25 protein-coding genes are annotated in these 22,323 nt (G+C 71.6%); 19 read left to right on the top strand and 6 right to left on the bottom strand.

Features of this window, described 5'->3' with window-relative positions:
- Positions 1-46: 46 nt before the first annotated feature.
- On the top strand, positions 47-1,129 hold the full coding sequence (gene dctP / locus AC24HA_RS12015; protein WP_425710274.1) for a TRAP transporter substrate-binding protein DctP: 1,083 nt from the start codon (positions 47-49) through the stop codon (positions 1,127-1,129).
- On the opposite strand, the gene AC24HA_RS12010 is transcribed toward dctP, so the two are convergent.
- On the bottom strand, positions 1,011-1,427 hold the full coding sequence (locus tag AC24HA_RS12010; RefSeq protein ID WP_487563633.1) for an arginine deiminase family protein: 417 nt from the start codon (positions 1,425-1,427) through the stop codon (positions 1,011-1,013). The two genes, dctP and AC24HA_RS12010, sit on opposite strands and share 119 nt — an antisense overlap.
- Before the next feature lie 93 nt (positions 1,428-1,520).
- On the opposite strand from AC24HA_RS12010, the gene AC24HA_RS12005 reads away from it, so the two are divergent.
- From AC24HA_RS12005 to AC24HA_RS11955, 11 genes are all read left to right on the top strand, one after another.
- Positions 1,521-1,838 carry a transposase gene (locus tag AC24HA_RS12005; protein WP_143914768.1) on the top strand — a complete coding sequence of 106 codons (318 nt, stop codon included), beginning with the start codon at positions 1,521-1,523 and terminating at the stop codon, positions 1,836-1,838.
- A gap of 158 nt (positions 1,839-1,996) precedes the next feature.
- Positions 1,997-2,785, top strand: a complete 789-nt coding sequence (locus AC24HA_RS12000) for a transposase (RefSeq protein WP_487563511.1) — start codon at positions 1,997-1,999, stop codon at positions 2,783-2,785.
- A gap of 252 nt (positions 2,786-3,037) precedes the next feature.
- Positions 3,038-3,862 (top strand): SDR family NAD(P)-dependent oxidoreductase, encoded by an 825-nt coding sequence (locus AC24HA_RS11995; protein WP_425710204.1) that lies wholly within the window; start codon positions 3,038-3,040, stop codon positions 3,860-3,862.
- Between the two features lie 418 nt (positions 3,863-4,280).
- Positions 4,281-4,904: a VOC family protein gene (locus tag AC24HA_RS11990; RefSeq protein ID WP_425710203.1), complete on the top strand. Its 624-nt coding sequence runs from the start codon at positions 4,281-4,283 to the stop codon at positions 4,902-4,904.
- Between the two features lie 105 nt (positions 4,905-5,009).
- On the top strand, positions 5,010-6,077 hold the full coding sequence (locus tag AC24HA_RS11985; RefSeq protein ID WP_425710202.1) for a zinc-binding dehydrogenase: 1,068 nt from the start codon (positions 5,010-5,012) through the stop codon (positions 6,075-6,077).
- Positions 6,074-6,568, top strand: a complete 495-nt coding sequence (locus tag AC24HA_RS11980) for a PaaI family thioesterase (RefSeq protein WP_425710201.1) — start codon at positions 6,074-6,076, stop codon at positions 6,566-6,568. The genes AC24HA_RS11985 and AC24HA_RS11980 overlap by 4 nt, the downstream gene beginning before the upstream one ends.
- The gene (locus AC24HA_RS11975; RefSeq protein ID WP_425710200.1) at positions 6,565-8,178 is read left to right on the top strand and encodes a class I adenylate-forming enzyme family protein; all 1,614 of its coding nucleotides are present in this window, start codon (positions 6,565-6,567) and stop codon (positions 8,176-8,178) included. The genes AC24HA_RS11980 and AC24HA_RS11975 overlap by 4 nt, the downstream gene beginning before the upstream one ends.
- On the top strand, positions 8,175-8,987 hold the full coding sequence (locus AC24HA_RS11970) for an ABC transporter permease (RefSeq protein ID WP_425710199.1): 813 nt from the start codon (positions 8,175-8,177) through the stop codon (positions 8,985-8,987). The genes AC24HA_RS11975 and AC24HA_RS11970 overlap by 4 nt, the downstream gene beginning before the upstream one ends.
- A complete protein-coding gene (locus AC24HA_RS11965; protein WP_425710198.1) occupies positions 8,984-9,745 on the top strand; it encodes an ABC transporter permease in 762 nt (253 codons plus the stop codon). The genes AC24HA_RS11970 and AC24HA_RS11965 overlap by 4 nt, the downstream gene beginning before the upstream one ends.
- Positions 9,746-9,786: 41 nt before the next feature.
- On the top strand, positions 9,787-10,581 hold the full coding sequence (locus tag AC24HA_RS11960; protein ID WP_425710197.1) for an ABC transporter ATP-binding protein: 795 nt from the start codon (positions 9,787-9,789) through the stop codon (positions 10,579-10,581).
- A 62-nt stretch (positions 10,582-10,643) separates the two neighbouring features.
- Positions 10,644-11,627, top strand: coding sequence for an ABC transporter substrate-binding protein (locus tag AC24HA_RS11955; protein WP_425710196.1), 984 nt, complete (start codon positions 10,644-10,646; stop codon positions 11,625-11,627).
- Positions 11,628-11,720: 93 nt separating this feature from the next.
- Here the strand turns inward: AC24HA_RS11955 and AC24HA_RS11950 are convergent, their stop codons facing one another.
- The 3 genes from AC24HA_RS11950 to AC24HA_RS11940 form a co-directional block, all read right to left on the bottom strand.
- A complete protein-coding gene (locus AC24HA_RS11950; protein WP_425710195.1) occupies positions 11,721-12,368 on the bottom strand; it encodes a biliverdin-producing heme oxygenase in 648 nt (215 codons plus the stop codon).
- Positions 12,369-12,565: 197 nt separating this feature from the next.
- Complete coding sequence (locus AC24HA_RS11945; protein WP_425710194.1) at positions 12,566-13,897, bottom strand: arginine deiminase; 1,332 nt, start codon at positions 13,895-13,897, stop codon at positions 12,566-12,568.
- A 33-nt stretch (positions 13,898-13,930) separates the two neighbouring features.
- Complete coding sequence (locus AC24HA_RS11940; protein WP_425710193.1) at positions 13,931-15,163, bottom strand: Fic family protein; 1,233 nt, start codon at positions 15,161-15,163, stop codon at positions 13,931-13,933.
- Between the two features lie 131 nt (positions 15,164-15,294).
- Between AC24HA_RS11940 and AC24HA_RS11935 the strand changes: the two genes are divergently transcribed.
- Both AC24HA_RS11935 and AC24HA_RS11930 read left to right on the top strand, forming a co-directional pair.
- Positions 15,295-15,810 carry a DnaJ family domain-containing protein gene (locus tag AC24HA_RS11935; RefSeq protein WP_425710192.1) on the top strand — a complete coding sequence of 172 codons (516 nt, stop codon included), beginning with the start codon at positions 15,295-15,297 and terminating at the stop codon, positions 15,808-15,810.
- Between the two features lie 159 nt (positions 15,811-15,969).
- Positions 15,970-16,347 carry a hypothetical protein gene (locus AC24HA_RS11930; RefSeq protein ID WP_425710191.1) on the top strand — a complete coding sequence of 126 codons (378 nt, stop codon included), beginning with the start codon at positions 15,970-15,972 and terminating at the stop codon, positions 16,345-16,347.
- 16 nt (positions 16,348-16,363) lie between these two features.
- Here the strand turns inward: AC24HA_RS11930 and AC24HA_RS11925 are convergent, their stop codons facing one another.
- Together AC24HA_RS11925 and AC24HA_RS11920 are read right to left on the bottom strand one after the other, a co-directional pair.
- Positions 16,364-16,771 (bottom strand): type II toxin-antitoxin system VapC family toxin, encoded by a 408-nt coding sequence (locus AC24HA_RS11925; protein WP_463648689.1) that lies wholly within the window; start codon positions 16,769-16,771, stop codon positions 16,364-16,366.
- 17 nt (positions 16,772-16,788) lie between these two features.
- Positions 16,789-17,049: a type II toxin-antitoxin system Phd/YefM family antitoxin gene (locus AC24HA_RS11920; RefSeq protein WP_425710189.1), complete on the bottom strand. Its 261-nt coding sequence runs from the start codon at positions 17,047-17,049 to the stop codon at positions 16,789-16,791.
- 182 nt (positions 17,050-17,231) lie between these two features.
- Between AC24HA_RS11920 and argH the strand changes: the two genes are divergently transcribed.
- From argH to AC24HA_RS11895, 5 genes are all read left to right on the top strand, one after another.
- On the top strand, positions 17,232-18,692 hold the full coding sequence (gene argH / locus AC24HA_RS11915; RefSeq protein ID WP_425710188.1) for an argininosuccinate lyase: 1,461 nt from the start codon (positions 17,232-17,234) through the stop codon (positions 18,690-18,692).
- 44 nt (positions 18,693-18,736) lie between these two features.
- Positions 18,737-19,309: a DNA-3-methyladenine glycosylase gene (locus AC24HA_RS11910; protein ID WP_463648586.1), complete on the top strand. Its 573-nt coding sequence runs from the start codon at positions 18,737-18,739 to the stop codon at positions 19,307-19,309.
- 72 nt (positions 19,310-19,381) lie between these two features.
- The gene (locus AC24HA_RS11905; RefSeq protein ID WP_425710187.1) at positions 19,382-19,849 is read left to right on the top strand and encodes a hypothetical protein; all 468 of its coding nucleotides are present in this window, start codon (positions 19,382-19,384) and stop codon (positions 19,847-19,849) included.
- Between the two features lie 134 nt (positions 19,850-19,983).
- Complete coding sequence (locus AC24HA_RS11900) at positions 19,984-20,835, top strand: siderophore-interacting protein (protein ID WP_425710186.1); 852 nt, start codon at positions 19,984-19,986, stop codon at positions 20,833-20,835.
- Entirely contained in the window at positions 20,822-22,219 is a 1,398-nt protein-coding gene (locus tag AC24HA_RS11895) for an MFS transporter (RefSeq protein WP_425710185.1), read from the top strand. The genes AC24HA_RS11900 and AC24HA_RS11895 overlap by 14 nt, the downstream gene beginning before the upstream one ends.
- Positions 22,220-22,323 lie beyond the last annotated feature (104 nt).

Raw genomic sequence — 22,323 nt, 5'->3', positions numbered from 1 at the left:
CCACCCACAACCGTCGCGACGGCGCGGCGTACCAGGAGGTAGACACATGACGATTCAGTACACGGTCCGTGCCCGAAATCGCAGGCGGACCATTACGCTCGCTGCCGCGAGCACGACCGCACTTCTCCTCGCCGCCTGCACCGGCTCGGACGGAGACGACGACGCGGGCGGGACGGGCGAACAGATCACGCTGCGGTATGCCTTCTACGCCCCACAGGCCTCGTTCCCCGGGGTCCAGATGGACGAGTGGGCGTCCCTGCTCGAAGAGCGGACCGACGGTGCGGTGACGGTCGAGACGTTCGCCGGCGGCACGCTCCTGGCAACAGGCGATATCTACGATGGCATCAACGAGGGCGTCGTCGACGTCGGGCTCGACAGCCCGCACAACGACGCCAGCCGCTTTCCGTTTAGTTCCGTGATGAACCTCCCGCTGGGGATCCCGAACTCTCAGGTAGCCAGCGCCGTGTTCCTCGACCTGATCGAGGAGTTCGATCCCTCCGAGTTCGACGGGTTTCACGTGGTGACCGCGTTCACAACTGAACCGGCCTACGTCCTCACCACGACCGAGGTGACGGGGTCGGACGACGTCGCCGGGCTGGAACTACGTGCGCCTGGTCCGTTCGTCCGCATGGCCGAGGAACTGGGGATCACCCCTGTCAGCCTGCCTGCGCCGGAGCTGGCCCAGGGCCTCCAGACGAACCTGCTCCAGGGATCGCTGTCCTCTCGCGACGTCCTGCAGGACCTCGGTCTGGGGGAGTTCCTCAACTACATGGTCGACTACCCGCTCGGCATCGGCGGCACGTTTGTTGCCCTCATGGACGAGGAACACTACGAGGGGCTCCCCGAGGACGTCCGGACCGAGATCGACACCCTCGTCGAGGAGATGTCGGTGTTCGCCAGCGAGTACCACGACGACGTCAACGTGGCGCAGTCGGTCGAGTGGACCGAGACTGAGCACAGTTTCCAGATCACGGAGCTGAGCGAGGTCGACCGCGCGGAATGGGACCAGATCATGAGCGAGCTCGCTGACGAGTGGGTGGAGGCCAACAGCGGCGCCGACTTCGACTCGCAGGAGGTCCTCGATCGGACTCGTGAGCTGATCGAGGAGCACTCGGGGGGCGAGGGCTGACGTAGGACGGTGGAGCCTCGCGCTCGTCAGCCGGCAGTGCAGATCGCGGTGATCTCGGCCGTAATGGTGATCGGGGGAGGACGGATCTCGAGGGCAGGCCGGCCCCGACGCGCGGGCTCACCTCGTCGGGGCCGGGTCCGGTCTCGTCGGCGGTCCCGCCCAGGCGCAGTCCCGCGAACCTCGGGTGCCAGCGGTAGATCGCCTCGTAGTGGACGGACTCGCGCACGCGGGCGGCGTAGCGCACGGAGTTGACGGCCACGCCGTCGTAGACCCAGCACGACGCGTCGCGGGTGAACAGGTGGTTGGGTAGCGGCCCGAGGATGAGTGCCTCTGTCGCGCGTCAAGATTCTTGGCAGGGCTGTTGAGTCAGTCCTGAAGGAGAATCAGAACCATGGGAAGACCCCCTTCGATTCCGGTCGAGAAGAAGACTCGGATCGTGTTGAGCGTGCTCGCTGGTGAGCTCACGATCGCCGAGGCCGCGCGCCGCGAGAAGGTCAGCGAGCAATCGATCGGCCGGTGGAAGGCCGAGTTCCTCGAGGCCGGCAAGACCGCGCTGGCGACCGGCCGCAACGGGCCGACGTCCCGCGAGGAGCAGCTCGAGGCCGAGGTCGTCGAGCTGACCCAGGCCCTCGGTGAGGCCGCTGTCGAGATCCGGGTCTGGAAGAAGAGCGCGGAGGGCCGGTTGGGCCCTTCGAGGACCTCGAGGTGATCCGGGAAGAGGCCGGGATGTCGACCGCGAGGTGGTGCAGGATCTTCGACATCCCCGAACGCACCTGGCGGCGTTGGCAGTCACGCGCCCGCGTCGGCGAGCCAGCCCGTCGGCCGCATCCGCGCCCGGCCCGGGACGCCGCGGCCACGTTGATCGACATGCATGCCGCGAAGCACCCGGTGTGGGGTCATCGCAAGATCTGGGCGATGGTCCGTCACGACGGTCACGTCGTCTCCGAGGCGACCGTGCTGCGCCGGCTGCGCGACCAGGGGCTCATCCTGCCCGGCCAGTACCAGCGGGAGAGACGCAAGCTCGCCGAGCGTCGCAAGGCCGCGTTCGCCGAGGAGCCGACCGGCCCGAACCAGGTCTGGCAGCTCGACTTCTCCGAGTTCGAGACCACCGCCGGTGGAACCTGGCGGATCGCGGGGTGCCGGGACTACTGGTCGAAGTTCGAGCATCGCTGGCACCTGTCACCGACGGCGAACCAGTTCGACGCGATCGAGGCCGTCGAGCTCGCCCTGGCCGACTACGAGACCCTGTTCGGGCACCCGCTGGTCGAGCGCTGCGGGGTCGACACCGAGACCGGTGAGGTGCTGCCGGTGGTCACGATCGTGACCGACAACGGCGGCCCTTTCCGCTCGTTCCGGTTCGAGGCGTTCATCGCCTCCCACCCCGAACTGCGACACGTCCGCACCCGCGTCCGATCGCCGGGGCAGAACGGCTCACGCGAACGCGGATTCGGGACGCTGAAGTACGAGCGGCTCTACCTCGACGAGATCGACGACGCGGTCATGCTCGCCAAGCACGCCGAGGACTACCGGATCGAGTACAACACGATCCGACCCCACGAGGCCCTCGCCTGGAACCGGCCACAGGAAGTCCACCTCGGCCTGGCCGACCCCACCGTCCCGACCTTTCAAACCATCAAATCCCTGCCAACTACTTGACGCGGGACACCTCCGGCCCGCGCACGTGCAGCGGGATGGTGTCGACGCCGCCGAGCCGGTCCGCGACTTCTCGGCCCGTGAGGCCGGCGACGAGCACGCCGGCGAGCTCGGCGTCGTCCAGGGCACGGGAGTCCGCTGCACCGAGGCGGTGAGGGAGGACACCATTCGCGCCGGCAGCACGAGGCCGGCACTGCCTCCGTCCGGACGCAAGACGAATCCGGACGCCCCGACGGCTCCCGTACCCTCGCTCCGGTGACCTCCCAGACCCCACCCCCGGCGCACGAGCCCGCACAGGCCCGCGACACCGCATCCTTCCCGAGCCCGACCATCACCCCCGGCACCACCGCCGTCATCACCGGCGGCGCGCGCGGCATCGGCGCCACGTTCGTCGAGGCGTTCGCGGCAGCAGGGGCGCGCGTCGTCATCGCCGGCCACCGCGAGCCGGGACCGGAGCTCGCGGCCCGCCTCACCGCCGAGGGCCACGAAGTCACGTTCCACCCCACCGACGTCGGCTCCCCGGACTCCGTCGCCGACCTCGCCGCCCACTGCGAGAAGCACCTCGGCCACGTCGACGTCCTGCTCAACAACGCCAGCTACTACATGGGCATCGGCTCGAAGAAGTCGTTCGACGACATCACGCTGGAGGAGTGGGACCAGGTCCTGCGGGTCAACGCCACCGGCACCTGGCTGACCATCAAGGCCCTCCACCCGCTCCTGCGCGCGAGCGGCCGCGGCCGGATCATCAACATCGGCTCCACCACCGTCCACGGCGTCCCCTTCAACGCCCACTACGTGGCCTCCAAGGGCGCCGTCCACGCCATCACCCGTTCGCTGGCCAAAGAGCTCGGCGACGACGGCATCACCGTCAATGTCGTCGTCCCCGGCCTGGTGGAGTCGGAGGCGACCCTGGCCGTCAACGACCCCGGCTACCTGCCCAAGGTCGTCGCCCAGCGCGCCATCAAGCGCTCCGAGGTTCCCGAGGACCTCGTCGGTGCCGCGATGTTCCTCGCATCGGAGTCCGCGGGCTTCATCACCGGGCAGAGCCTCATCGTCGACGGCGGCATCGCCTTCAGCTGACCGGTGACGAGCGACATCGCGGCCTCAGCGCTCATCGCAGGCGGCTGGAGTCCCTGAGTCGCCCGTCGCGCCGGCGCCCGCACCCGCGCAGCTGTGGCGGGAGGGGCGGCACATGATGGGCGGCGCATCAGTTCCCGTGCGCCACGCCACCCCGAACATCTCCGTTATATCGATACCTCCCGCGGAGCAACTATCGGCTGCCGCCAGTGACATCTGATCGCGACTGCCGCCGGTGACATCGATCGCGACCTCGCTCGGCCCCACCGCAACCCGCCACCCCTCCGTCTCACGGTGTGAGCAGACGCGGACAGGGGGAATGGAGTGGTCCACCTCGCGCGTTACGGTCCATCGGTTGCCTGATCAGCCGGCCGGCCCGCAGAGGCCGCGGCCTAGGGGCGCCACGTCGAAGGGAGAGCACGTGACGACGCCACGTCATCTGGACCACATCGTGGTCACGACGCCGGATCTCGCCGCCACAGTCGAGGCCGTCGAGCGCGCCACCGGCGTCGCGTCCGAGCCCGGCGGCGCCCACCCGCGCTTCGGCACCACGAACTACCTCGTCTCCTTCGGCGGGGACACCTACCTCGAGCTGCTCGGCATCGACCACGCCAACACCGAGGTCACCTCCGGCCGCCCGTTCCGGCTCGACGACGTCACCACCACCTCAGTCTCGACCTGGGCGATCCACCCCGGCGACCTCGAGGCCGCACGCACCCGCGCGACCGACGCCGGCACCGACCCCGGCGCCCCCTACGACGGCGCACGCCGCACCGAGGCCGGCGAGCTCCTCCAGTGGCAGCTGACCAGCCCGCTGGCCGAGCCCACCGGGCTCGTGCCGTTCCTCATCGACTGGGGGAGCACCACCTCGCCCGCCGCCAGCACGGCCGCTCGCCTCGAGCTCGTCTCCTTCACCGCGAGCCACCCCGAGCCCGGGCCGTACCAGCGCGTGCTGACCGCCCTGGGCACCGACCTCGAGGTCACGACGGGGGAGACCGGGCTCCGGCTCACCGTCCGCGGCCCCGCCGGCGAGATCACCTTCTAGGCCCCCCGGCCACGCGCGCCGCCGAGCCGGCCCGCCGCGAGCACGCCCCACGCCCACGCGCCACCGACCGCACACACCAGCAGCACCACCCACGAGAAGAGGACCATGACGGACACCATGAGGGCAGTCGTCCTGCACGAGCACGGCGAGATCGACGGCCTGACGCTCGAGGAGAACCACCCCCGCCCCGAGGTCCGTCCCGGCTTCGCGGTCGTCAAGGTCCGCGCGACCTCGCTGAACTACCACGACATCTTCACGGTCAAGGGCATGCCCGGCATCACCGTGCCGATGCCGATCGTCCCGGGCCTCGACGTGGTCGGCGAGATCGACGAGCTCGGCGAGGGCGTGACCGGCTGGGCGGCCGGCGACCGCGTGCTCGTCAACCCGCTGCGCGAGACCGGCGAGCTCATGGGCGAGATGGTCGACGGCGGCCTCGCCCAGTACGCCCTCGTCGCCGCCGACCAGCTCATCGCCATCCCCGAGGGCGTGAGCTTCCCGCAGGCCGCCGCCCTGCCCGTCGCCTACGGCACCGCCCACCGCATGATCGTCGGCAAGGACGCCATCAAGGCCGGCGACCGCGTGCTCGTCCTCGGCGCGTCCGGCGGCGTCGGCACCGCCAGCGTCCTCCTGGCCAAGAAGCTCGGTGCCTGGGTGGTGGCCGCCGTCGGCTCCGAGGAGAAGGCTCAGCGCATGCGCGAGCTCGGCGCCGACGACGTCATCAACTACCGCGAGCAGGACTTCTACTCGTGGACCAAGGAGCACCTCGGCAAGCCGAACCGCTTCAACAACACCACGGGCTTCGACGTCGTCGTCAACTTCACCGGCGGCGACACCTGGGCACCCACGCTCAGGAGCACCGCGCTCGGCGGGAAGATCCTCGTCTGCGGCGCCACCGCCGGCTTCGACCCGGTCGAGGACCTGCGCTACATCTGGACCTTCGAGCTGCAGATCATCGGCTCCAACGGCTTCGCCGAGCCCGACTTCGTCGCCCTCCTCGACGACGTCGCCGCCGGCCGCCTCGAGCCCGTCGTCGACGAGGTCCTCCCGCTGTCGCGGGCCGCCGAGGGGCTGGCCCGCGTGCGCGACCGCGGCGTCGTCGGGAAGGTCGTCGTCGACCCGTGGCTCGAGGACGCGCAGCAGTCCGGACCGGTCACCGGGCAGGAGTCCGCGTGAGCCCCCGCGAGCAGCTTCCGCTCCCGAGCCCCGCCGAGGTCGAGGCCGAGCTCCTGCGCAGCCCGTTCCACCGCTGGCTCGGCCTGAGGGTCACCGACGTGACGCGCGAGAGCGTCACCATCGAGGTCGAGGCCCGCGAGGAGTTCATCGCCGACGTCGACGCCGGGTACGTCCACGGCGGCATCCTCGCCACGCTGCTCGACCTCGCCGCCGACTGGGCGCTCGTCGGCGCGATCGGTACCGGCGTGCCCACGATCGACTTCTCCATCTCCTACCTGCGCGCCGCCCACCCCGGCACCCTCACCGTGACGGGGCGCGCCGTCCGTCCGGGTAGGCAGGTCAGCCACGCCGAGGCCGAGGTCCGCGACGCCGACGGGCGCCTCCTCGCCGTGGGACGCGGCTCCTTCCTCTCTTCGGCCGCCGAGCAGGCCCGCGCCGCGGCCGAGGCCCGCCGGGGGGACGCCTCACCCGACCAGGACGCCCGCGCATGACCCTGCCGTCCGACAACCTCGGGACCGCCGTCTCGACCGACCACCCGGGCGCCGAGGCGCTGGTCGAGATCCAGGGCGGCCGGGCCACGCGCTGGACGTACGCCGACCTCGAGACCGCGATCGAGGCCCAGGCCGACCGGTTCGCCGCCGACGGCCACGCCCCCGGCGCGCGCATCGCGATCCTGGGGAAGAACTCGGGCGCCTGGCTCGTCGCCTTCTACGCCGCCCAGCGCGCCGGTCTCGTGCCCGTCCCGGTCAGCCACCGCCTGCCCGCCGACGGCATCCGCTACGTGCTGGAGAACTCCGGCGCCCGCCTCCTGCTCGCCGAGGACCCGGCGGTCGTCACCGGCGTCCCCGCCGGCGTCACCCTCGCCCCGCTCGCCGGCGTCCTCGACGGCGCAGAGCCGTCAGGCCGCACCGCGCCGGTCACCCGCGCGGCCAGGCGGAGCGTCGACGTCGATGAGCCCGGCATGATCCTCTACACCTCCGGCTCGACCGGGCGGCCCAAGGGCGTCGTCCTCTCGCACGCGAGCCACCTGTGGGTCATCGGCGTCGGGATGGGCTCCGGCGGCGGCGCGGGCGGCGACCGCGCCCTCGTGGCTGCGCCGCTGTACCACATGAACGCGCTCGCGAACGTCCAGGGCGCCTTCGCCGCGGGCGGCACGGTGGTCCTGCTGGAGGCCTTCGACGCTCGCGCGTTCCTCCAGGTCACGGCTGATGAGCGCGTCACCCGGGTGACCGGCGTGCCCCCGATGTTCGCGCTGCTGCTGCGCGAGCGGGACCTCGTGGAGTCCCTCGACCTGGGCTCCGTGCGCTTCGCGTTCGTCGGCTCCGCGCCCGCCAGCGACGACCTCCTGGACGAGATCGGCGCCCTCTTTCCACGCGCCCACGTGCGCTTCGGTTACGGGACCACCGAGTCCGGCCCCGTCGCGTTCGTGGAGGACCTCGCCCGCCCGACGCCGAAGGGCAGCGTCGGGCTCGCCTCCCCGGACGTCGAGCTGCGGCTCGTCGGCGCCGACGGTGAGATCGACCCGCGCCGCGGCGTCCTCGAGATCCGGGTCCCGGCCCTGATGAGCGGCTACCACGACCGCCCCGACGTGCCGAGCCCGCTCACCGCGGACGGCTTCTACCACTCCAAGGACCTCTTCGAGGTCGACGACGACGGCTACTACTTCTTCGCCGGCCGCGAGGACGACATGTTCTCCTCCGGCGGGGAGAACGTGTACCCCCTCGCCGTCGAGCAGGTGCTTCAGGCCTACCCGGGCGTGTTGCACGCCGCCGTCGTGCCCGTCCCGGACGAGATCAAGGGCGCCAAGCCGGTCGCGTTCGTCGTCCTCACCGAGGGGGCGTCCGTGACCGAGGACGAGCTGCGCCGGCACACCCTGGACCACCTCGAGCCGTACGCCCACCCGCGGCGCGTGCACGTCATCGACGAGCTCCCGCTGTCCGGCACCAACAAGGTCGACCGGCACCTCCTCGAGCGGCTCGCGCTCGAGCGGGCGGCAGGGCCGAACGACCACGCGGGGAGCCCGGACGACCCGGCGGCCGAGCGGTTCGCGCCGAGTGCGGGCGCGAGCACGTCGGCACCCGCGGAGGGTCCCGATCTATGAGCCTCGCTCCCGACCGCGTGCGGAGCCGGCTGCGGATCCGCCGCGCCGGTGACCTGCTCCTGCCCCTCGGCGTCGTCGTCGTCCTTCTCGCCGTGCTCCAGGTCCTCGCGGTCACCGGCGCGATACCGGCCGCCTACCTGCCGCCGCCCACCGAGATCGGCGGCGAGCTCGCCGGCCTGCTCGGCGGCGCGGCCCTGTGGGGGCACATCGGGTCCACCGTCACCGGATGGGCGATGTCGCTCGCGATCGCCGGCGTGCTCGGCACCGCCGTGGGGATCCTGCTCGGCTCGTCCGACTCCCTGCGCGCGCTGACCACCCCGCTCGTGGAGTTCCTGCGGCCCCTCCCGTCGATCGCGCTCATCCCGCTCGTCATCCTGCTCATCGGCGGCGGCCGCACCGGCGAGGTCTTCCTCGCCTCGTTCGCGGCGTTCTGGCAGATGCTCGTCGCCGCGATCGACTCGGTCCGCTCGGTCGACCCGGTCGCGCGCGAGACCGCGAACGCCTTCGGGCTCAGCGGCCGGCAGAGGATCGCCTGGGTCTACCTGCCGTCGATGCTCCCGCAGCTCATCACCGGCGTGCGGATCGCCTCGGCGATGGCGCTCGTCATCGTGGTGACCACCGAGATCCTCATCGGCGTCCCCGGCCTCGGGCAGGGGCTCAACCTCGCCCGGTCGGGCGGCGAGCTCGCGCGGATGTACGCCTACATCGTGGTGATCGGCGTGGTCGGGCTCTCCCTCAACGCTGCCATCCGGTGGATCGGCGACCGCGCCATCTCCTGGCACCCGTCCGTGCGGAAGGAGACCCGATGAGTCGAACGACCAGGCTCAATCTCCTCAAGGTGCTCGGCGCGGTCCTGGCGCTGGCGATCTGGTGGGCGACCTCCGCGGCGTCGACGAACATCTACTACCCGCCGATGCCCGACGTCCTGACCGGCGTCGTCGACTACTGGCTGACCGGGCAGGGCACCGAGCACCTCGTGTCCTCGCTGGTCAACCTGTTCACCGGCCTCGCGATCGCCATCGTGCTCGGGATCGTCGTCGGGCTGCTCGTGGGACAGGTGCGGCTCGTGGACAAGGCGATCTCGCCGACGTTCGAGTTCGTCCGCGCCATCCCGGCCACGGCGCTCGTCCCGTTCGCCATGGTCCTGTTCGGGCTCGGCACCGAGATGAAGACCTTCATCATCGCGCTGGGGTGCTTCTTCCCCATCCTGCTCAACGTGGTCGACGCCTGCCGAGCCCTGCCGCCCCAGTTGCACGACACCACGCGGAGCTTCAACATCCGCGGCCCGTTCCGCCAGCTCTTCGTCGTCGTGCCCGCCGTGGCTCCCCGCGCGGCGTCCGGCATCCGCGTGGCCATCCCGCTCGGCCTCATCCTCATGGTCACGTCCGAGATGACCGGCACCAACCTCGGCGTCGGCTACATCCTCACCACCGCGCAGAGCTCGTTCAACCTCAGCGCCGTCTGGGGGGCCATCGTCATCCTCGGCGTGCTCGGGGTGCTGCTCAACCTCGTCTTCGCCGCGCTCGAGCGCCGCACGCTGCGCTGGCACTACGACCAGGCCGACTGACCGCCCTCCCGCACCTCCTCCCGACCCTCGAGAAGGCACACATGCTCCGCATCGACTCGCTCACCAAGACCTACGGCGACGGCCCGACCGCCTTCCAGGCGCTCGCCGACATCACCCTGGACGTGGCCGACGGCGAGTTCCTCTCCATCGTCGGGCCCTCCGGCGCCGGCAAGACCACGCTCCTGCGCTGCCTCGCCGGCCTGCAGCCCGCGACGTCCGGCTCCGTGGAGTTCGACGGGCGGGCGGTCACCTCGGTGCCCGACGAGTTCGCCGTCGTTCTTCAGGACTACTCCCGCTCGCTGTTCCCGTGGTTCACGGTCGCGTCCAACGTCGGCCTGCCGCTCAAGGCACGCGGGGTCGGCAAGGCCGAGCGCGCCGAGCGGGTGGAGCGGGCGCTCGCGGAGGTCGGCCTGGAGGGCGTGGGCACGAAGCATCCCTGGCAGCTCTCCGGCGGCATGCAGCAGCGCGTGGCCATCGCCCGGGCGCTCGCCTACCGGCCGAAGGTGCTCATCATGGACGAGCCCTTCGCCTCCGTGGACGCCCAGACCCGCGCCGACCTCGAGGACCTCGTCCTCACGCTGCGGGCCGAGTCCGAGATGACGGTCGTCTTCGTCACCCACGACGTCGACGAGTCCGTCTACCTCTCCGACCGCGTGGCGGTGATGACGAAGTCGCCCAGCCGGATCGGGACGATCGTCGACATCGACCTGCCCGCCGAGCGCGACCAGATCCGCACCAAGGCACTGCCGAGGTTCGCCGAGCTCAGGGCGCAGGTCTTCTCCGAGATCCGCGAGCTCGTCGTCGCCCCGCAGCCCGACCCGGACTACTCGATCTGAGCCGTCCGATCCTGACCACCACCGTTCGACCAACGCACGACCCATCCAGAGAAGGACCCCTCATGACCTCACGTCCCCGGCGCCTCGCCGCCGCAGCAGCACTGGCCTCCGCCGCCTTCACCCTCGTCGCGTGCGGCGGCGGGGGAGAGGAGGTCGCCGAGAACGAGGACGGCCTCGTCGAGCTCACGGTCATGCAGATCACGACGATGGACGCAGGCCCGCTGCACCTCGGCGTGGAGCAGGGCTTCTTCGAGGAGGAGGGGCTCGACGTCACCGTCCAGATCGCCGAGGCCGGCTCCGCCATCGTCCCCTCGGTGGTCAACCAGGAGAGCCCGATCGGCTACGCGAACGTCGTCAGCGACCTCCAGGCGATCGACCAGGGCCTCGACGTCCAGTTCGTCTCCAACTGCTGCGGCACGGGCAGCGACCCCGAGGCGGACACGTCGGGGATCTTCGTCCTCCCGGACAGCGAGATCCAGGCGGCCGCGGACCTCGAGGGCGCCAACATCGCCGTCAACTCGGTCAACAACCTCGGCGACCTGACGATCATCCGGGCGCTCGAGGAGCAGGGGGTCGACGGCTCCACGCTCGAGTTCACGCCGATGAACTACTCCGACATGCCGGCCGCCCTCGAGCGCGGTGACGTGGACGCGATCTGGTCCGTCGAGCCGCACCGCTCGATCTCCGAGAGCCACGGGTTCGTCAACCTCAGCTCGAACTTCGTGGAGTCGTTCCCGGACACCCAGCTCGGCTACTACATCACCTCCGGCGCCTTCGCCGAGGCCAACCCCGAGGTCGTCGCCGGCTTCCAGCGCGCGATGGACCGGGCGAACGAGTACGCCACGGACAACCCGGACGAGGTGCGGGCCACGATCGCCGAGACCCTCGACCTCGACCCGGAGCTCGTGGCCGGTGCGAACCTCGCGACCTACGTGCCGGGCCTCGACCAGGACAGCGTGCGCGCATTCGGCGAGGCCGCCGTCGAGCAGGGGATGATCTCCGAGGAGCCGGACTACGAGGAGATCTTCGTCGAGCCGCAGGAGTAGCGGGCGCGACCATCGCACAGCAGAACGGCCGAGCGGGCCGGACCGTCCGATGGACGGTCCGGCCCGCTCTCGCGTCGGTGGTTGGCTCGCGCCTCAGGCGGTCACGGCCGCCTCAGCCCGGTGCTTCTCGCCGAGCGCCACGAACACGGCCGCATTGAGGTCGAAGGCGAGCTTCGCCTCGGCGACGCAGCGCTCCCGGTCGGCGTCGGAGAGGTCGGCGGCGTCCATCGCCGCGCGCCACTCGTCCTTGTAGGGCTTGGTCTTGGGGATCTCGGCGAACGTGTAGAAGGCGAGCTCGTCGGGAGTCATCCCGTAGTGGCGCTGCAGCATCCGCGCGATGATCTGGCCGCCCGAGAGGTCGCCGAGGTAGCGGGTGTAGGCGTGCGCGAGGTAGGTCGCGGCGTCGTCGATCGAGTTCAGCCGCGCCACGTAGTCGTGAGTCGCGGGGAGCACCTCGAGGTCGGCCCAGTCGGCGCCCGCGAGCGTGCGCAGGTCGGCTGCGACGGCCTGCTCGCGGAGGAGCTCGTCGCGGACGAACGCGCCGGCGACCGGGTCGTCGGCCAGACGCGCGCCCGCCTCCTCGAGGGCGGTGTAGATCGCGTGGTGCTGGCGGGCGAGGACGATGTAGGCGTCCCGGCCGAGAGCGCCACCCATGAGGTCGGTGACGAAGGTGCGGGTCTCCGCGTGCTCGTGCTCCGCGCGCGTGGCGTCCCGCAGCAGCTCGGACAGGTTGACGCTCATTCAGGCCCCGCGGGAGGTTCGACGTTCAGCACGTTGCTGACGAAGCGTCAGCATAAGGCTTGATCGTGCCAGTGAGCGGCGACTTGCGCAAGCCTAGCGTTGTGGAAATGTCGGCGTCGCGGAGGGGACTGCCGAACGCCGGGCGTGTCACGCGAGCAGCCCCGGAGCTCGACGACCGCGTCGAGGACCGGCGGACCTCATCGAGCCTCTCGCACCACCGGGCAGCTCATGCACCTGGGGCCACCCCGCCCGCGGCCGAGCTCCCCGCCCGGCACCTCGATCACCTCGATGCCGTTGGCGCGCAGGTGCGCGTTGGAGGCCGGCGCGCGGTCGTAGGTGACGGCCACGCCGGGCGCGAGGGCGAGTGCGTTGCAGCCGTCGTCCCACTGTTCGCGTGCCGCGGTGCGCGCGTCGAGGTCCGGGGTGAGGAAGCGCAGATCGTCGTGGCCGACGATTTCGGCGAGCACGGCCTGCATGCGCTCCGGGGCGTGGTCGGTGACCGTCACGTCGCCGGCGCCGTCGGGAGTGAGGGTGAAGCTGGGCAGGTCCCCGAGCCCGCCGTAGAGCAGGAACGTGCGCTCGTCGACCATCGTCATCGCCGTATCCAGGTGCATGAGCTCGCGCTGGCTCGGCATCGCGAGCGCGAGCACGCGGTCCGCCGACCCGGCCGCGAACATGCGGGCCGCGAGGTGCTCGACCCCCTGTGGCGTCGTGCGTTCGCTCATCCCGACCACCACGGCGCCGCCGCCGACCACGAGGACGTCGCCGCCCTCGACGTTCGCCGCCCCCTCCGCCGGGCCGGCCGCCCATCGGTGGAAGCCGCGCCCGGCCGGTCGTCCGGTCCCGACGGCGGAGCTGACCTCGCCGGGGCCGGGTCCGGTCTCGTCGGCGGTCCCGCCCAGGCGCAGCTCCGCGAACCTCGGGTGCCAGCGGTAGATCGCCTCGTAGTGGACGGACTCGCGCACGCGGGCGGCGTAGCGCATGGAGTTGACGGCCACGCCGTCGTAGACCCAGCACGACGCGTCACGGGTGAACAGGTGGTTGGGTAGCGGCCCGAGGATGAGTGCCTCCGGCCCGCGCACGTGCAGCGGGAGCGTGTCGACGCCGCCGAGCCGGTCCGCGACCTCCCGGCCCGTGAGTCCGGCGACGAGCACGCCGGCGAGCTCGGCGTCGTCGAGGGAGTCCGCGTGCGCGAGCAGCGCGGGGGCGAGCGAGGGGCCGAGGTGCTCGCGGGTGAACGTCGCGTTGAGCACGTGGGCGCGGGCCTCGGGCACGGCGAGGGTCTGGGTGAGCAGGTCGGGGAGCTGGTGGACGAGCACGCCTGCGTCCTCGAGCACGCCGACGAAGGCATCGTGCTCGTCCTGGGCGCGGGAGACCCACAGCAGGTCGTCCCACAGGAGCTCGTCCATCGTGGCCGGCGTGAGCCGCTCGAGCTCCGCGCCCGGGCGGTGCACGATCACTTCCCTCAGTGGACCGATCTCGGAGCCGACGAAGGGCACGGGAGGGGTGTCGGGCACGGCGTCGTCCATGGCAGGGGAGTCTGCCGCATCGGTGGGTGCGACTCAGCCGCGACGGGCGGACTCTGCGTACGCGTCGAGGACGTCGAGGATGCCGCGGTGGGACCACACCCGGTTCCGACGCCCGCCGGTCTCCTCGGTGAGCACACCGGCTGCCGCGAGCTGGGCGATCGCTCGTTGCGCCGAGGCGTTCGGCACGCCGAGCGCGTCCTCCACGAATCTGCTGGTGACCACCGGCTGGGCCACGAGGTGGGGGAGCAGCCGCCATCCGGCCGCCTGGGGGCGCAGGCCGCCGAGGCGTTCGCGGGCGTCGTCGAGCTGGGCTGCGATGTCGTCGATCAGGCGAGCTCCGGTACTCGCCGCGAATCGCGCGGCCCGTGCGAACTGTCGCGCGATGGGAGCGGCGTCGCCCGCGCGGAAGGCCGTCAGTGCGTCGATGTAGCGGCTCGTGTTGGTCAGCAGCCCGGCCGAGAGCGGCGCTGTCGTAAGGACCGTGACGCGCAGGGCGCGCAGCATGGCTGCCACGAGCGCACGTCCGGTGCGGCCGTTGCCGTCGGTGAAGGGGTGGATCGTCTCCAGCTGCGCGTGCGCGACCGCGCACTGCAGGAGGCCCGGGAGGTCGGCCCGCGCGACGAAGGCCATGAGGTCCGCCACGGCAGCAGGGACGAGCTCGGCCTGCGGGGCGACGTGGTCCGCGCCGCGCGGGCTGATCGAGCTCGAACCCACCCAGACCAGCTGGTCGCGGAACGTGCCGGCGTCGTCGTGTGCGTTATGCCGCTCGCTGCCCAGCAGTGCGGCGTGCATCGCGAGAAGGGAGTCCACGTCGAGGCGGTCGGCGAGCGCCAGAGCAGCCTCCATCTGGCGGACGTTCCCGGCGACGAGCCGGGCGTTCGGGCTCCGCGACTCGCCGATGCCGGCCAGTGCGAGCTGGCGCGCCCCGACGGTGATGTTCTCGATCTGGGACGAGCTGGCCGACTCGGTGCGCAGGAGCACCGAGCTCATCGGACCGAGCACGCCAGGGTTCTCGCCGAGGGTGCTGGCGGCGTGCCAGTCGAGCCGGACGAGTGACGCCGTGGCCTCGTCGAGGTCCGCTGACAGGTCCGCGGGGACCAACGGCCTCCAGCCGGCGATCGGCGCGGGGATCGTCGATCGGTAGGTCCCCGAGCCGGCGCGCATCTGAGCCCGGCTGGACATGCCGTCGGTCTCGGCGAGCCAGGTGTGCTCGTCGTGACCGACAGGGGTGATCGCCAGCTCGGCGGGTGCGGGAACTGATTCCACAGTGACATCTTACTGTCAGTTACATCAGAACTGATAGTAAATGGGCGGATTGATGACGGTTTCCGGTGTGTGCGAGCTGTCCGTCGGAAGTGGGATGCCGGCGCGGCAATCGCTCGGTGACACTGACGGGTATGACGCAGCGCAAGCCGCCCGAGATGCCGACGGGCAACTGGGTGGACCAGCTGATCCGGGAGGCGCAGGAGCGCGGCGAGTTCGACAACCTGCCCGGCGCCGGCAAGCCGCTGCGGGACATCGATGAGCACGACGAGGACTGGTGGATCCGCCGCAAGCTCCGCGACGAGAACCTGCCCAACGACGCCCTGCTCCCGCCGGTGCTCGTCCTGCGCAAGGAGCTCGCCGAGCTGCCCGAGACCGTGCGCACCCTGCCGTCCGAGGAGCTCGTGCGCGAGCGCGTCTCCGAGCTCAACCTCCGCGTCGTGGAGTGGATCCGGATGCCGACCGGGCCCGTGCTGCCGGTGAGGCCCGCTGACGTCGAGGAGATCGTCCGCGGCTGGTGTGCAGCGCGTGAGCAGCCGGCGGATGGCGAGGGCGGGACGGCGGGGTCGAGGTCGGAGGAGGGCGCGGCATCGGAGCCGGGTGCTCCTTCGGGGCGGAGGCGTCGTCGTCGATGGTGGTGGCGGAGGTGATGCGCGCCCGGTGACCGACGCCCGCTGACGGACCGCCGTCGGCGGGACACCCTCGCGCGAGACCCCGAGTGGAGTGTCGAGTGGAGTGTCGAGTGGAGTGTGGAGACCTCCCCGTGCCGGCCCGGCTGCGGACGGTATGCGCGCCACTACGGTCGGGTCATGAGCTTCTCGGACTGGGGTCTACGGCAGGACCTGCGCGAGCTGTTCGACCGCGTGTACCGGCTCGAGACCAGCGTGGGCGACCTCAGTGCGGAGGTGGACCGGCTGGCCCGCACCCTCGAGAAGCTCGCCCCGCTCCTGCCGCCCGAGGAAGACGGTGAGCGAGCCCCGATCAGTGTGACCTTCGTGCCCAAGGCGAAGAGCTCGATCGACCCGTCCGTCGCGCCGGAGGACGCCCGCCTCATCCAGCTCGTCCAGATGGGTTGGCTCGACGACGCCGCCGCGCACCACCGCCGTAGCCACGGATCGACCGAGGCCGAGTCCCGTGCGTTCGTCGCGGAGCTCGCCGAGGCCCTCAAGGACGACCCGAAGTCCTGACCGGCTGAGCGTCCGATCAGACGGTGATGACGCGAAGCTCACCGAGTTCGGCGAGCGGCTCATAGTCCAGGTCTTGCGTATACACCGCAAGGTCGTTCGCGAGTGCGACCGCGGCGATCCAAAGATCGTTGACGTTGATGCGGCGTCCGCTCTCGGCCAGCAGCACCCTCATGCGGGCCCAGTGCGTGGCGGCGGCTGCATCGACGGGGAGTGCCTCGAGTGCGGCGATTCGCGTCAAGGTGGCAAGTCGTCGGGATCGGACAGTGTGATCGGGGGCGGCGAGTACCCCGGCCTCGAGCTCGGCGAGCGTGATGACGGAGACATAGCCCTCGTCGGGGAGCGACGCCGTCTCGAGCTGTCGGCCCGACTCCTGTGCGATGAACACGCTCGTGTCAAGCAGGCCGCGCACGACGCCATGCGGCATGGGCGAGGCAGTCGACGTCACCTGACCGGCCCGAGCTCGTCCGTCGTCTCGCCGGCGAGGGCCGCAAGGTCGGCGCGCAACCCTGGGTCGGCCTGGCTGGTGGCGAGAAGCTCAGCGAGGTCGGTGCGGGAGAGAAACGTGGGCCGCGACGACGTCACGGGGCCGATCTCCGCCACGGGACGACCGTGCTGGGTCACGGTGAGGCGCTCGCCGTCGGTGACGCGCCTGAGCACGTCGCGCGTGTGGTTGCGCAGGTCCCGAACTGCTACCTGTCCCATGTGCGTCATTGTAGCAAAATGCGCACATGCCTCAGGAGGACGATTCCGGTGCTCCGGTGCTCGTGTGCACCGTCGGGACAACCTGATCCGGGCCTATCGACGATCGCAGGTGGGGCAGACGCGCTGAGTCGTGCGGTGGGCGCCGTTCGTCCCATCGCCCGTGACGCGGCACGATGGACCCCATGACCGATGCCTCCCAGTCGCCGCCCGAGTCCGCCGAGCTCCGCCTGTGGGGCGGCCGCTTCTCCGTCGCGCCCGCCGACGCGCTGACCGAGCTCTCGCGCTCCACGCACTTCGACTGGCGGCTCGCCCGGCACGACATCGCGGGCTCCCGCGCCCACGCCCGGGCGCTTGCCGCGGCGGACCTGCTCACGGCCGACGAGCTCACCGGGATGCTGGCTGCCCTCGACCGGCTCGAGGCCGACGTCGTCTCCGGCGACTTTGCCCCCCATCCCGACGACGAGGACGTCCACACCGCCCTCGAGCGTGGCCTCATCGAGCGGGCCGGCAGCGAGCTCGGCGGCCGACTGCGCGCCGGCCGTTCGCGCAACGACCAGATCGCCACGCTCGTGCGCCGGTATCTGCGCGAGGAGGCTCGCCACGTCGGCTCGCTCCTGCTCGACGTCGTCGATGCGCTCATCGACCAGGCCGCCGCCCACCCGGACGCGATCATGCCCGGCCGCACGCACATGCAGCACGCCCAGCCGATCCTCCTCGCGCACCACCTGCTCGCCCACGCGTGGCCGATCATGCGCGACGTCGAGCGGCTCCTCGACTGGGACGTTCGCGCCGCCCTGTCCCCGTACGGCGCGGGGGCGCTCGCCGGCAACACGCTCGGCCTCGACCCGCACGCCGTCGCCGCCGAGCTCGGGTTCATGGGCGCCGAGGAGAATTCGCTAGACGCCACCTCCGCGCGCGACGTCGTCGCCGAGTTCGCCTGGATCACCGCGATGGTCGGCGTCGACCTGTCCCGGATCTCCGAGGAGATCATCGTGTGGGCCACCAAGGAGTTCGGTTTCGTCACCCTCGACGACTCCTACTCCACGGGGTCGAGCATCATGCCGCAGAAGAAGAACCCCGACGTCGCCGAGCTCACCCGCGGCAAGGCCGGCCGCCTCATCGGCGACCTCACGGCGCTGCTCGTCACGCTCAAGGGACTGCCGCTGGCCTACGACCGGGACCTGCAGGAGGACAAGGAGCCGGTGTTCGACGCCGTCGACACGCTCTCGGTGCTGCTGCCTGCCGTCGCCGGGCAGATCGCCACGCTCACGTTCCACACCGACCGGATGGCCGAGCTCGCGCCGCAGGGTTTCTCGCTCGCCACGGACATCGCCGAGTGGCTCGTCCGCCAGCGGGTGCCGTTCCGGGAGGCCCACGAGATCGCCGGCGGCTGCGTGCGGGTGGCCGAGTCGCAGGACAAGGAGCTGTGGGACCTCACCGACGCCGAGCTCGCGTCCGTCTCGGAGCACCTCACGCCGGAGGTGCGCGAGGTGCTGTCCGCCGAGGGGTCCGTCGACGCCCGCGACGGCCACGGTGGCACCGCGCCCGCGCGCGTGCTCGAGCAGCTGGCCCGCGCGGGCGAGCTGAGCCGGCAGCTGCGCAGCGCACTGGTGGGGGAGCGGTCCGACGAGGAGGACGCCTGACTCCCGACGCGGTCCGCGAGTTCCTCTCCCGGCCCGCGACCGAGGTGGCGCCGGAGCTGCTGGGGAGCGTCGTCGTCGTGCGGTCCGAGGAGGGCGAGGTCGCGGTGCGGCTGACGGAGGTCGAGGCCTACCTCGGCCCCGACGACCCCGGGTCCCACGCCCGGTCCGGCGTCCCGACCGCACGCACCGCTCCGATGTTCGGTCCCGCGGGCCACGTGTACGTCTACTTCACGTACGGGATGCACACCTGCCTCAACCTCGTGTGCGGCACGGACGGGCAGGCGACCGGTGCGCTCTTGCGCGGCGGCGAGGTGGTGCGCGGCCACGAGCTCGCACGCGGCCGACGGCGCGGGGCCAGGACCGACGCCGGCCTCGCCCGGGGGCCGGGGAACTTCGGGCAAGCCCTTGGGCTCTCCCTGGACGACTCCGGAGCCGCGCTCGATCCCGAGGGCCGGATCTGGCTCGAGGTCGCCGAGCATCGCGTGGCGCACCGGTCGGGGCCGCGGGTCGGCGTCTCGGGCGAGGGCGGCGACGGCGAGCGGTTCCCCTGGCGGTTCTGGGAGCCCGGCGGCGTGGGCGTCTCCGCCTACCGCCCCGGCAAACCGCGCTCCCGGTGACCCCCAGTTCGTCGAGTGTGCGGTTGCCGACCCTCGAGAGTGCGGCCCAGAGCAACCGCCACCGTTCGCATCGTGGGCAGCGTGCTCCTTGGACTGCTCGGACTGGCACCCCTGGTGATGGGAGCCGAAGGCGTCGTCGCGTTCTCCGGCTTGTTCTTCGTCGTCGTGTTCGGCGTCGTCCACCTGAGACGGATGCGGCACAACTACCACCTCGAGCTCACGCCGGAGGACGTCCCCCTCTTCCGGTGGGTCGGCGACGACAAGCAGGACATGCACCGAGTTCCATGGCGGAACGTCCTCGAGGTGACCACGGTCCGGTTCGGCAAGCAGATCGAGGCACCGAGCTACCCGTCGGTCATCGCAAGTAGAGCGTTCGGGATGGGCCGACGTCCGGTGGTCCGCACGACCCTCACACGCAAGATCCGTGGTGAGCGAGTGACGATCGATCAGCCGCTGGCGATCGACCGGTGGGAGCTGGTGGAGCTCCTCAGAGTGGCGACGGAGCGGTTCGACCCGCGGCCCGAGACCTCGACGGACTGAGCACTCGCAGGGGCACTCGTCGCTCCCGCGACACCGCTACCGCCCGCTGCCCGATCGGCAAGACGCACACGGACACCCTTGCAGCCCGGCATCCGATCGAGTTAGGTAAGCCTGGCCTAAATGAGGGAGTGTCGATGTCCGAGCAGTACCCCGCATACAAGCGCACCGCCGTCAGCGCGGCCAACGCCCTGTACGCCCGCACGATGTCCGTGGCCCCGCTGCGCGACGTCTACCCCGAGTTCCCGGCCCGCGTCACCGGCCTGGCGGACCTCACGCCATCCTTCCGGCGGGTGCGGATCACCGCCCCGGAGCTGGCCGGCGTCGATCGGCTCGGCCCCGACGAGTACATCGGCATCTACATGCCACCGGCCGGCACACCGCTGCGCCTGCCCGCCCCGGCCATCAACCCCCGCGGACCCTTGAAGAAGCTCCCCGAGGCCGAACGCCCCGAGCTGCGCTGGTACACGATCCGCGCCCAGGAGCCCGGCTCGGACACGATCGACGTCGACGTCGTCGCGACCGGCCACGACGGACCGGGCTCACGGTGGATCGAGCGCGTGGCCGTCGGCGACGAGATCGGCGTGCGCGTCCAGTCCGCCCCGTACGGCAACGCCCCCGCCGAGGGCCATCACGTCCTCGTCGCCGACGAGACCGGTCTGCCCGGCATGCTCGCGATCCTCGATGCCCACCGCGGCGACCCCGGTAGGCGCTTCACGGCGATCCTCGAGGTCCCGAGCCGCGACCTCGTCACGGGCGAAGTGGACGAGACGGAGATCGACGTCGTGCTCCGGGGCGAGGACCCGCCCGGCAGCGCGCTTACCCCGGCGCTGGCGGCCGCCGACATCGACGACGCGACCTACGGCTGGGCCTGCGCCGAGGCCGCCGCCGTGGCGGGCGCCCGCCGACACCTCGTCAAGGAGCGCGGCCTGGACCGCCGCGCCGTCATGTACTCCGGCTTCTGGAAGGTTGGCCGTGCGCGCCTCTGACCCCACCGTTGACCCCATCGCCCGCGCAGGCTCCGGCTCGACCGCCGGATCGAACTCCCACCCCACCGACGTCGAACCGCCGCTCCCGGCCCTCGGCGTCCCGCGCTACCCGCTGCTGCTCGCCCTCTACGTCTCCCAGTACCTCGGCATCGGGTTCCTCTTCTACGGGACCGCGTCGATCCTGCGGGAGATGGGCGCGTCGCTCGACTCGCTCGCCGTGCTGTCCTCGCTCGGGATGATCTGGGCGCTGAAGTTCCTCTGGGCGCCGCTCATCGACCGGGTCGGCCCCGGCTGGCGCGGCGGCCACTACCGTACGTGGCTCCTCGTCCTGCAGCCCGCGTGCGCCGCCGTGCTCGTGGCGATGTCCTTCCTCACGGACATCGGCGAGCAGTACGGGATCTTCGTCGCGCTGACCGCCCTGTACGTGGCGGTCAGTGCTACGCAGGACATCGCCGTCGACGCCTTGGCCGTCCGGCTCGTCCGCCCGCACGAGCGCGAGTCCGTCAACGGCATCCAGGTCTCGGGCAGCTTCGTCGGCAACATCCTCGGCGGCGGCCTCACCGCCATCCTCTACGAGGTGACCGGTTGGCAGGTCGCGCTCCTCACCCTCGCCGTCTGCACGCTCCTGCCGACGCTCGCCGTCCTCGCCCTGTGCGAGCCCGCCCACCGCCGCCCAGCGCGACCCGTGCCGTGGTCGGCGACCTGGACCCTCCTGCGCCAGCCCGGCGCGACGCTCTGGGTGTTCGCCGCCGTTCCCGTGACCTGGGGCGGGCTGACCGCCGCCTACGGCGTCCTCAACCCCGCGCTCGTGGATGCGGGATGGTCGGTCGGTGAGATCGCCGCCGTGCTGACGATGTTCGGCGGGATCGTCGCCGGGCTGGTCAGCATGGGGGCCGGTCCGATCCTGCGCCGGATCGGGCGGCTGCGGAGCCTGGTCGCCGTCGGCGCGCTCACTGCGCTCGGCGTCGCGGGGTTCCTCCCGGTCGCCGGCGGCTGGGCGCCGACCGCGTACGTCGTCGTCGTGGTCGCCGTGTTCTTCGCGGCCTACGCCGTCGGGTCGATCATCGTGTGGACGATCAACATGGACTACGCGCGCGCCGAGTCGCCCGGCACCGACTTCACCGCGGTGAGCTCGTTCGCCATGCTCGTCTCGTTCGCCGGTGGCGCGGTCGCGCTCTCGCTCGCCGACACCTTCGGGTACGTCCCGGTCCTCGCCACCGCCGGCGCCGTCCACGTGGCCGGACTCGTTCTGCTCGCCCGCCACCAGCGGCGCTTCCGCACTGAGAGCCTCAACGCCGGCGCCGGACCGCTCGCCGGGGCCGCCGGGGCCGCCGTGGTCCCGTCCCCGCACCGCCCGGAGGTGCCGTCCCCGTCCGGCCGGTGAACGACGACGTCGGGCCCGGGCGTGGCACGACCGCCGAACGGAGGGTGCCCTGGTGGCACGATGGGCCCCGGCCGTCGTGCACGGCGGCCCGCGCCCGGCGGGCG

Source organism: Georgenia sp. Z1491, assembly GCF_057652395.1.
This window is presented reverse-complemented; position numbering and strand designations above follow the sequence as displayed.

Bases quoted from the DNA above. Each gene is read 5' to 3' on its own strand.
- AC24HA_RS11935 (WP_425710192.1), top strand. From the start codon at position 15,295: ATGACGCAGCGCAAGCCGCCCGAGATGCCGACGGGCAACTGGGTGGAC.
- AC24HA_RS11955 (WP_425710196.1), top strand. From the start codon at position 10,644: ATGACCTCACGTCCCCGGCGCCTCGCCGCCGCAGCAGCACTGGCCTCC.
- AC24HA_RS12000 (WP_487563511.1), top strand. From the start codon at position 1,997: ATGCATGCCGCGAAGCACCCGGTGTGGGGTCATCGCAAGATCTGGGCG.
- AC24HA_RS11965 (WP_425710198.1), top strand. From the start codon at position 8,984: ATGAGTCGAACGACCAGGCTCAATCTCCTCAAGGTGCTCGGCGCGGTC.
- AC24HA_RS11930 (WP_425710191.1), top strand. From the start codon at position 15,970: ATGAGCTTCTCGGACTGGGGTCTACGGCAGGACCTGCGCGAGCTGTTC.
- AC24HA_RS11950 (WP_425710195.1), bottom strand. From the start codon at position 12,368: ATGAGCGTCAACCTGTCCGAGCTGCTGCGGGACGCCACGCGCGCGGAG.
- AC24HA_RS11945 (WP_425710194.1), bottom strand. From the start codon at position 13,897: ATGGACGACGCCGTGCCCGACACCCCTCCCGTGCCCTTCGTCGGCTCC.
- AC24HA_RS11985 (WP_425710202.1), top strand. From the start codon at position 5,010: ATGACGGACACCATGAGGGCAGTCGTCCTGCACGAGCACGGCGAGATC.
- AC24HA_RS11975 (WP_425710200.1), top strand. From the start codon at position 6,565: ATGACCCTGCCGTCCGACAACCTCGGGACCGCCGTCTCGACCGACCAC.
- argH (WP_425710188.1), top strand. From the start codon at position 17,232: ATGACCGATGCCTCCCAGTCGCCGCCCGAGTCCGCCGAGCTCCGCCTG.
- AC24HA_RS11925 (WP_463648689.1), bottom strand. From the start codon at position 16,771: ATGCCGCATGGCGTCGTGCGCGGCCTGCTTGACACGAGCGTGTTCATC.
- AC24HA_RS11960 (WP_425710197.1), top strand. From the start codon at position 9,787: ATGCTCCGCATCGACTCGCTCACCAAGACCTACGGCGACGGCCCGACC.
- AC24HA_RS11920 (WP_425710189.1), bottom strand. From the start codon at position 17,049: ATGGGACAGGTAGCAGTTCGGGACCTGCGCAACCACACGCGCGACGTG.
- AC24HA_RS11970 (WP_425710199.1), top strand. From the start codon at position 8,175: ATGAGCCTCGCTCCCGACCGCGTGCGGAGCCGGCTGCGGATCCGCCGC.
- AC24HA_RS11900 (WP_425710186.1), top strand. From the start codon at position 19,984: ATGTCCGAGCAGTACCCCGCATACAAGCGCACCGCCGTCAGCGCGGCC.
- AC24HA_RS12005 (WP_143914768.1), top strand. From the start codon at position 1,521: ATGGGAAGACCCCCTTCGATTCCGGTCGAGAAGAAGACTCGGATCGTG.
- dctP (WP_425710274.1), top strand. From the start codon at position 47: ATGACGATTCAGTACACGGTCCGTGCCCGAAATCGCAGGCGGACCATT.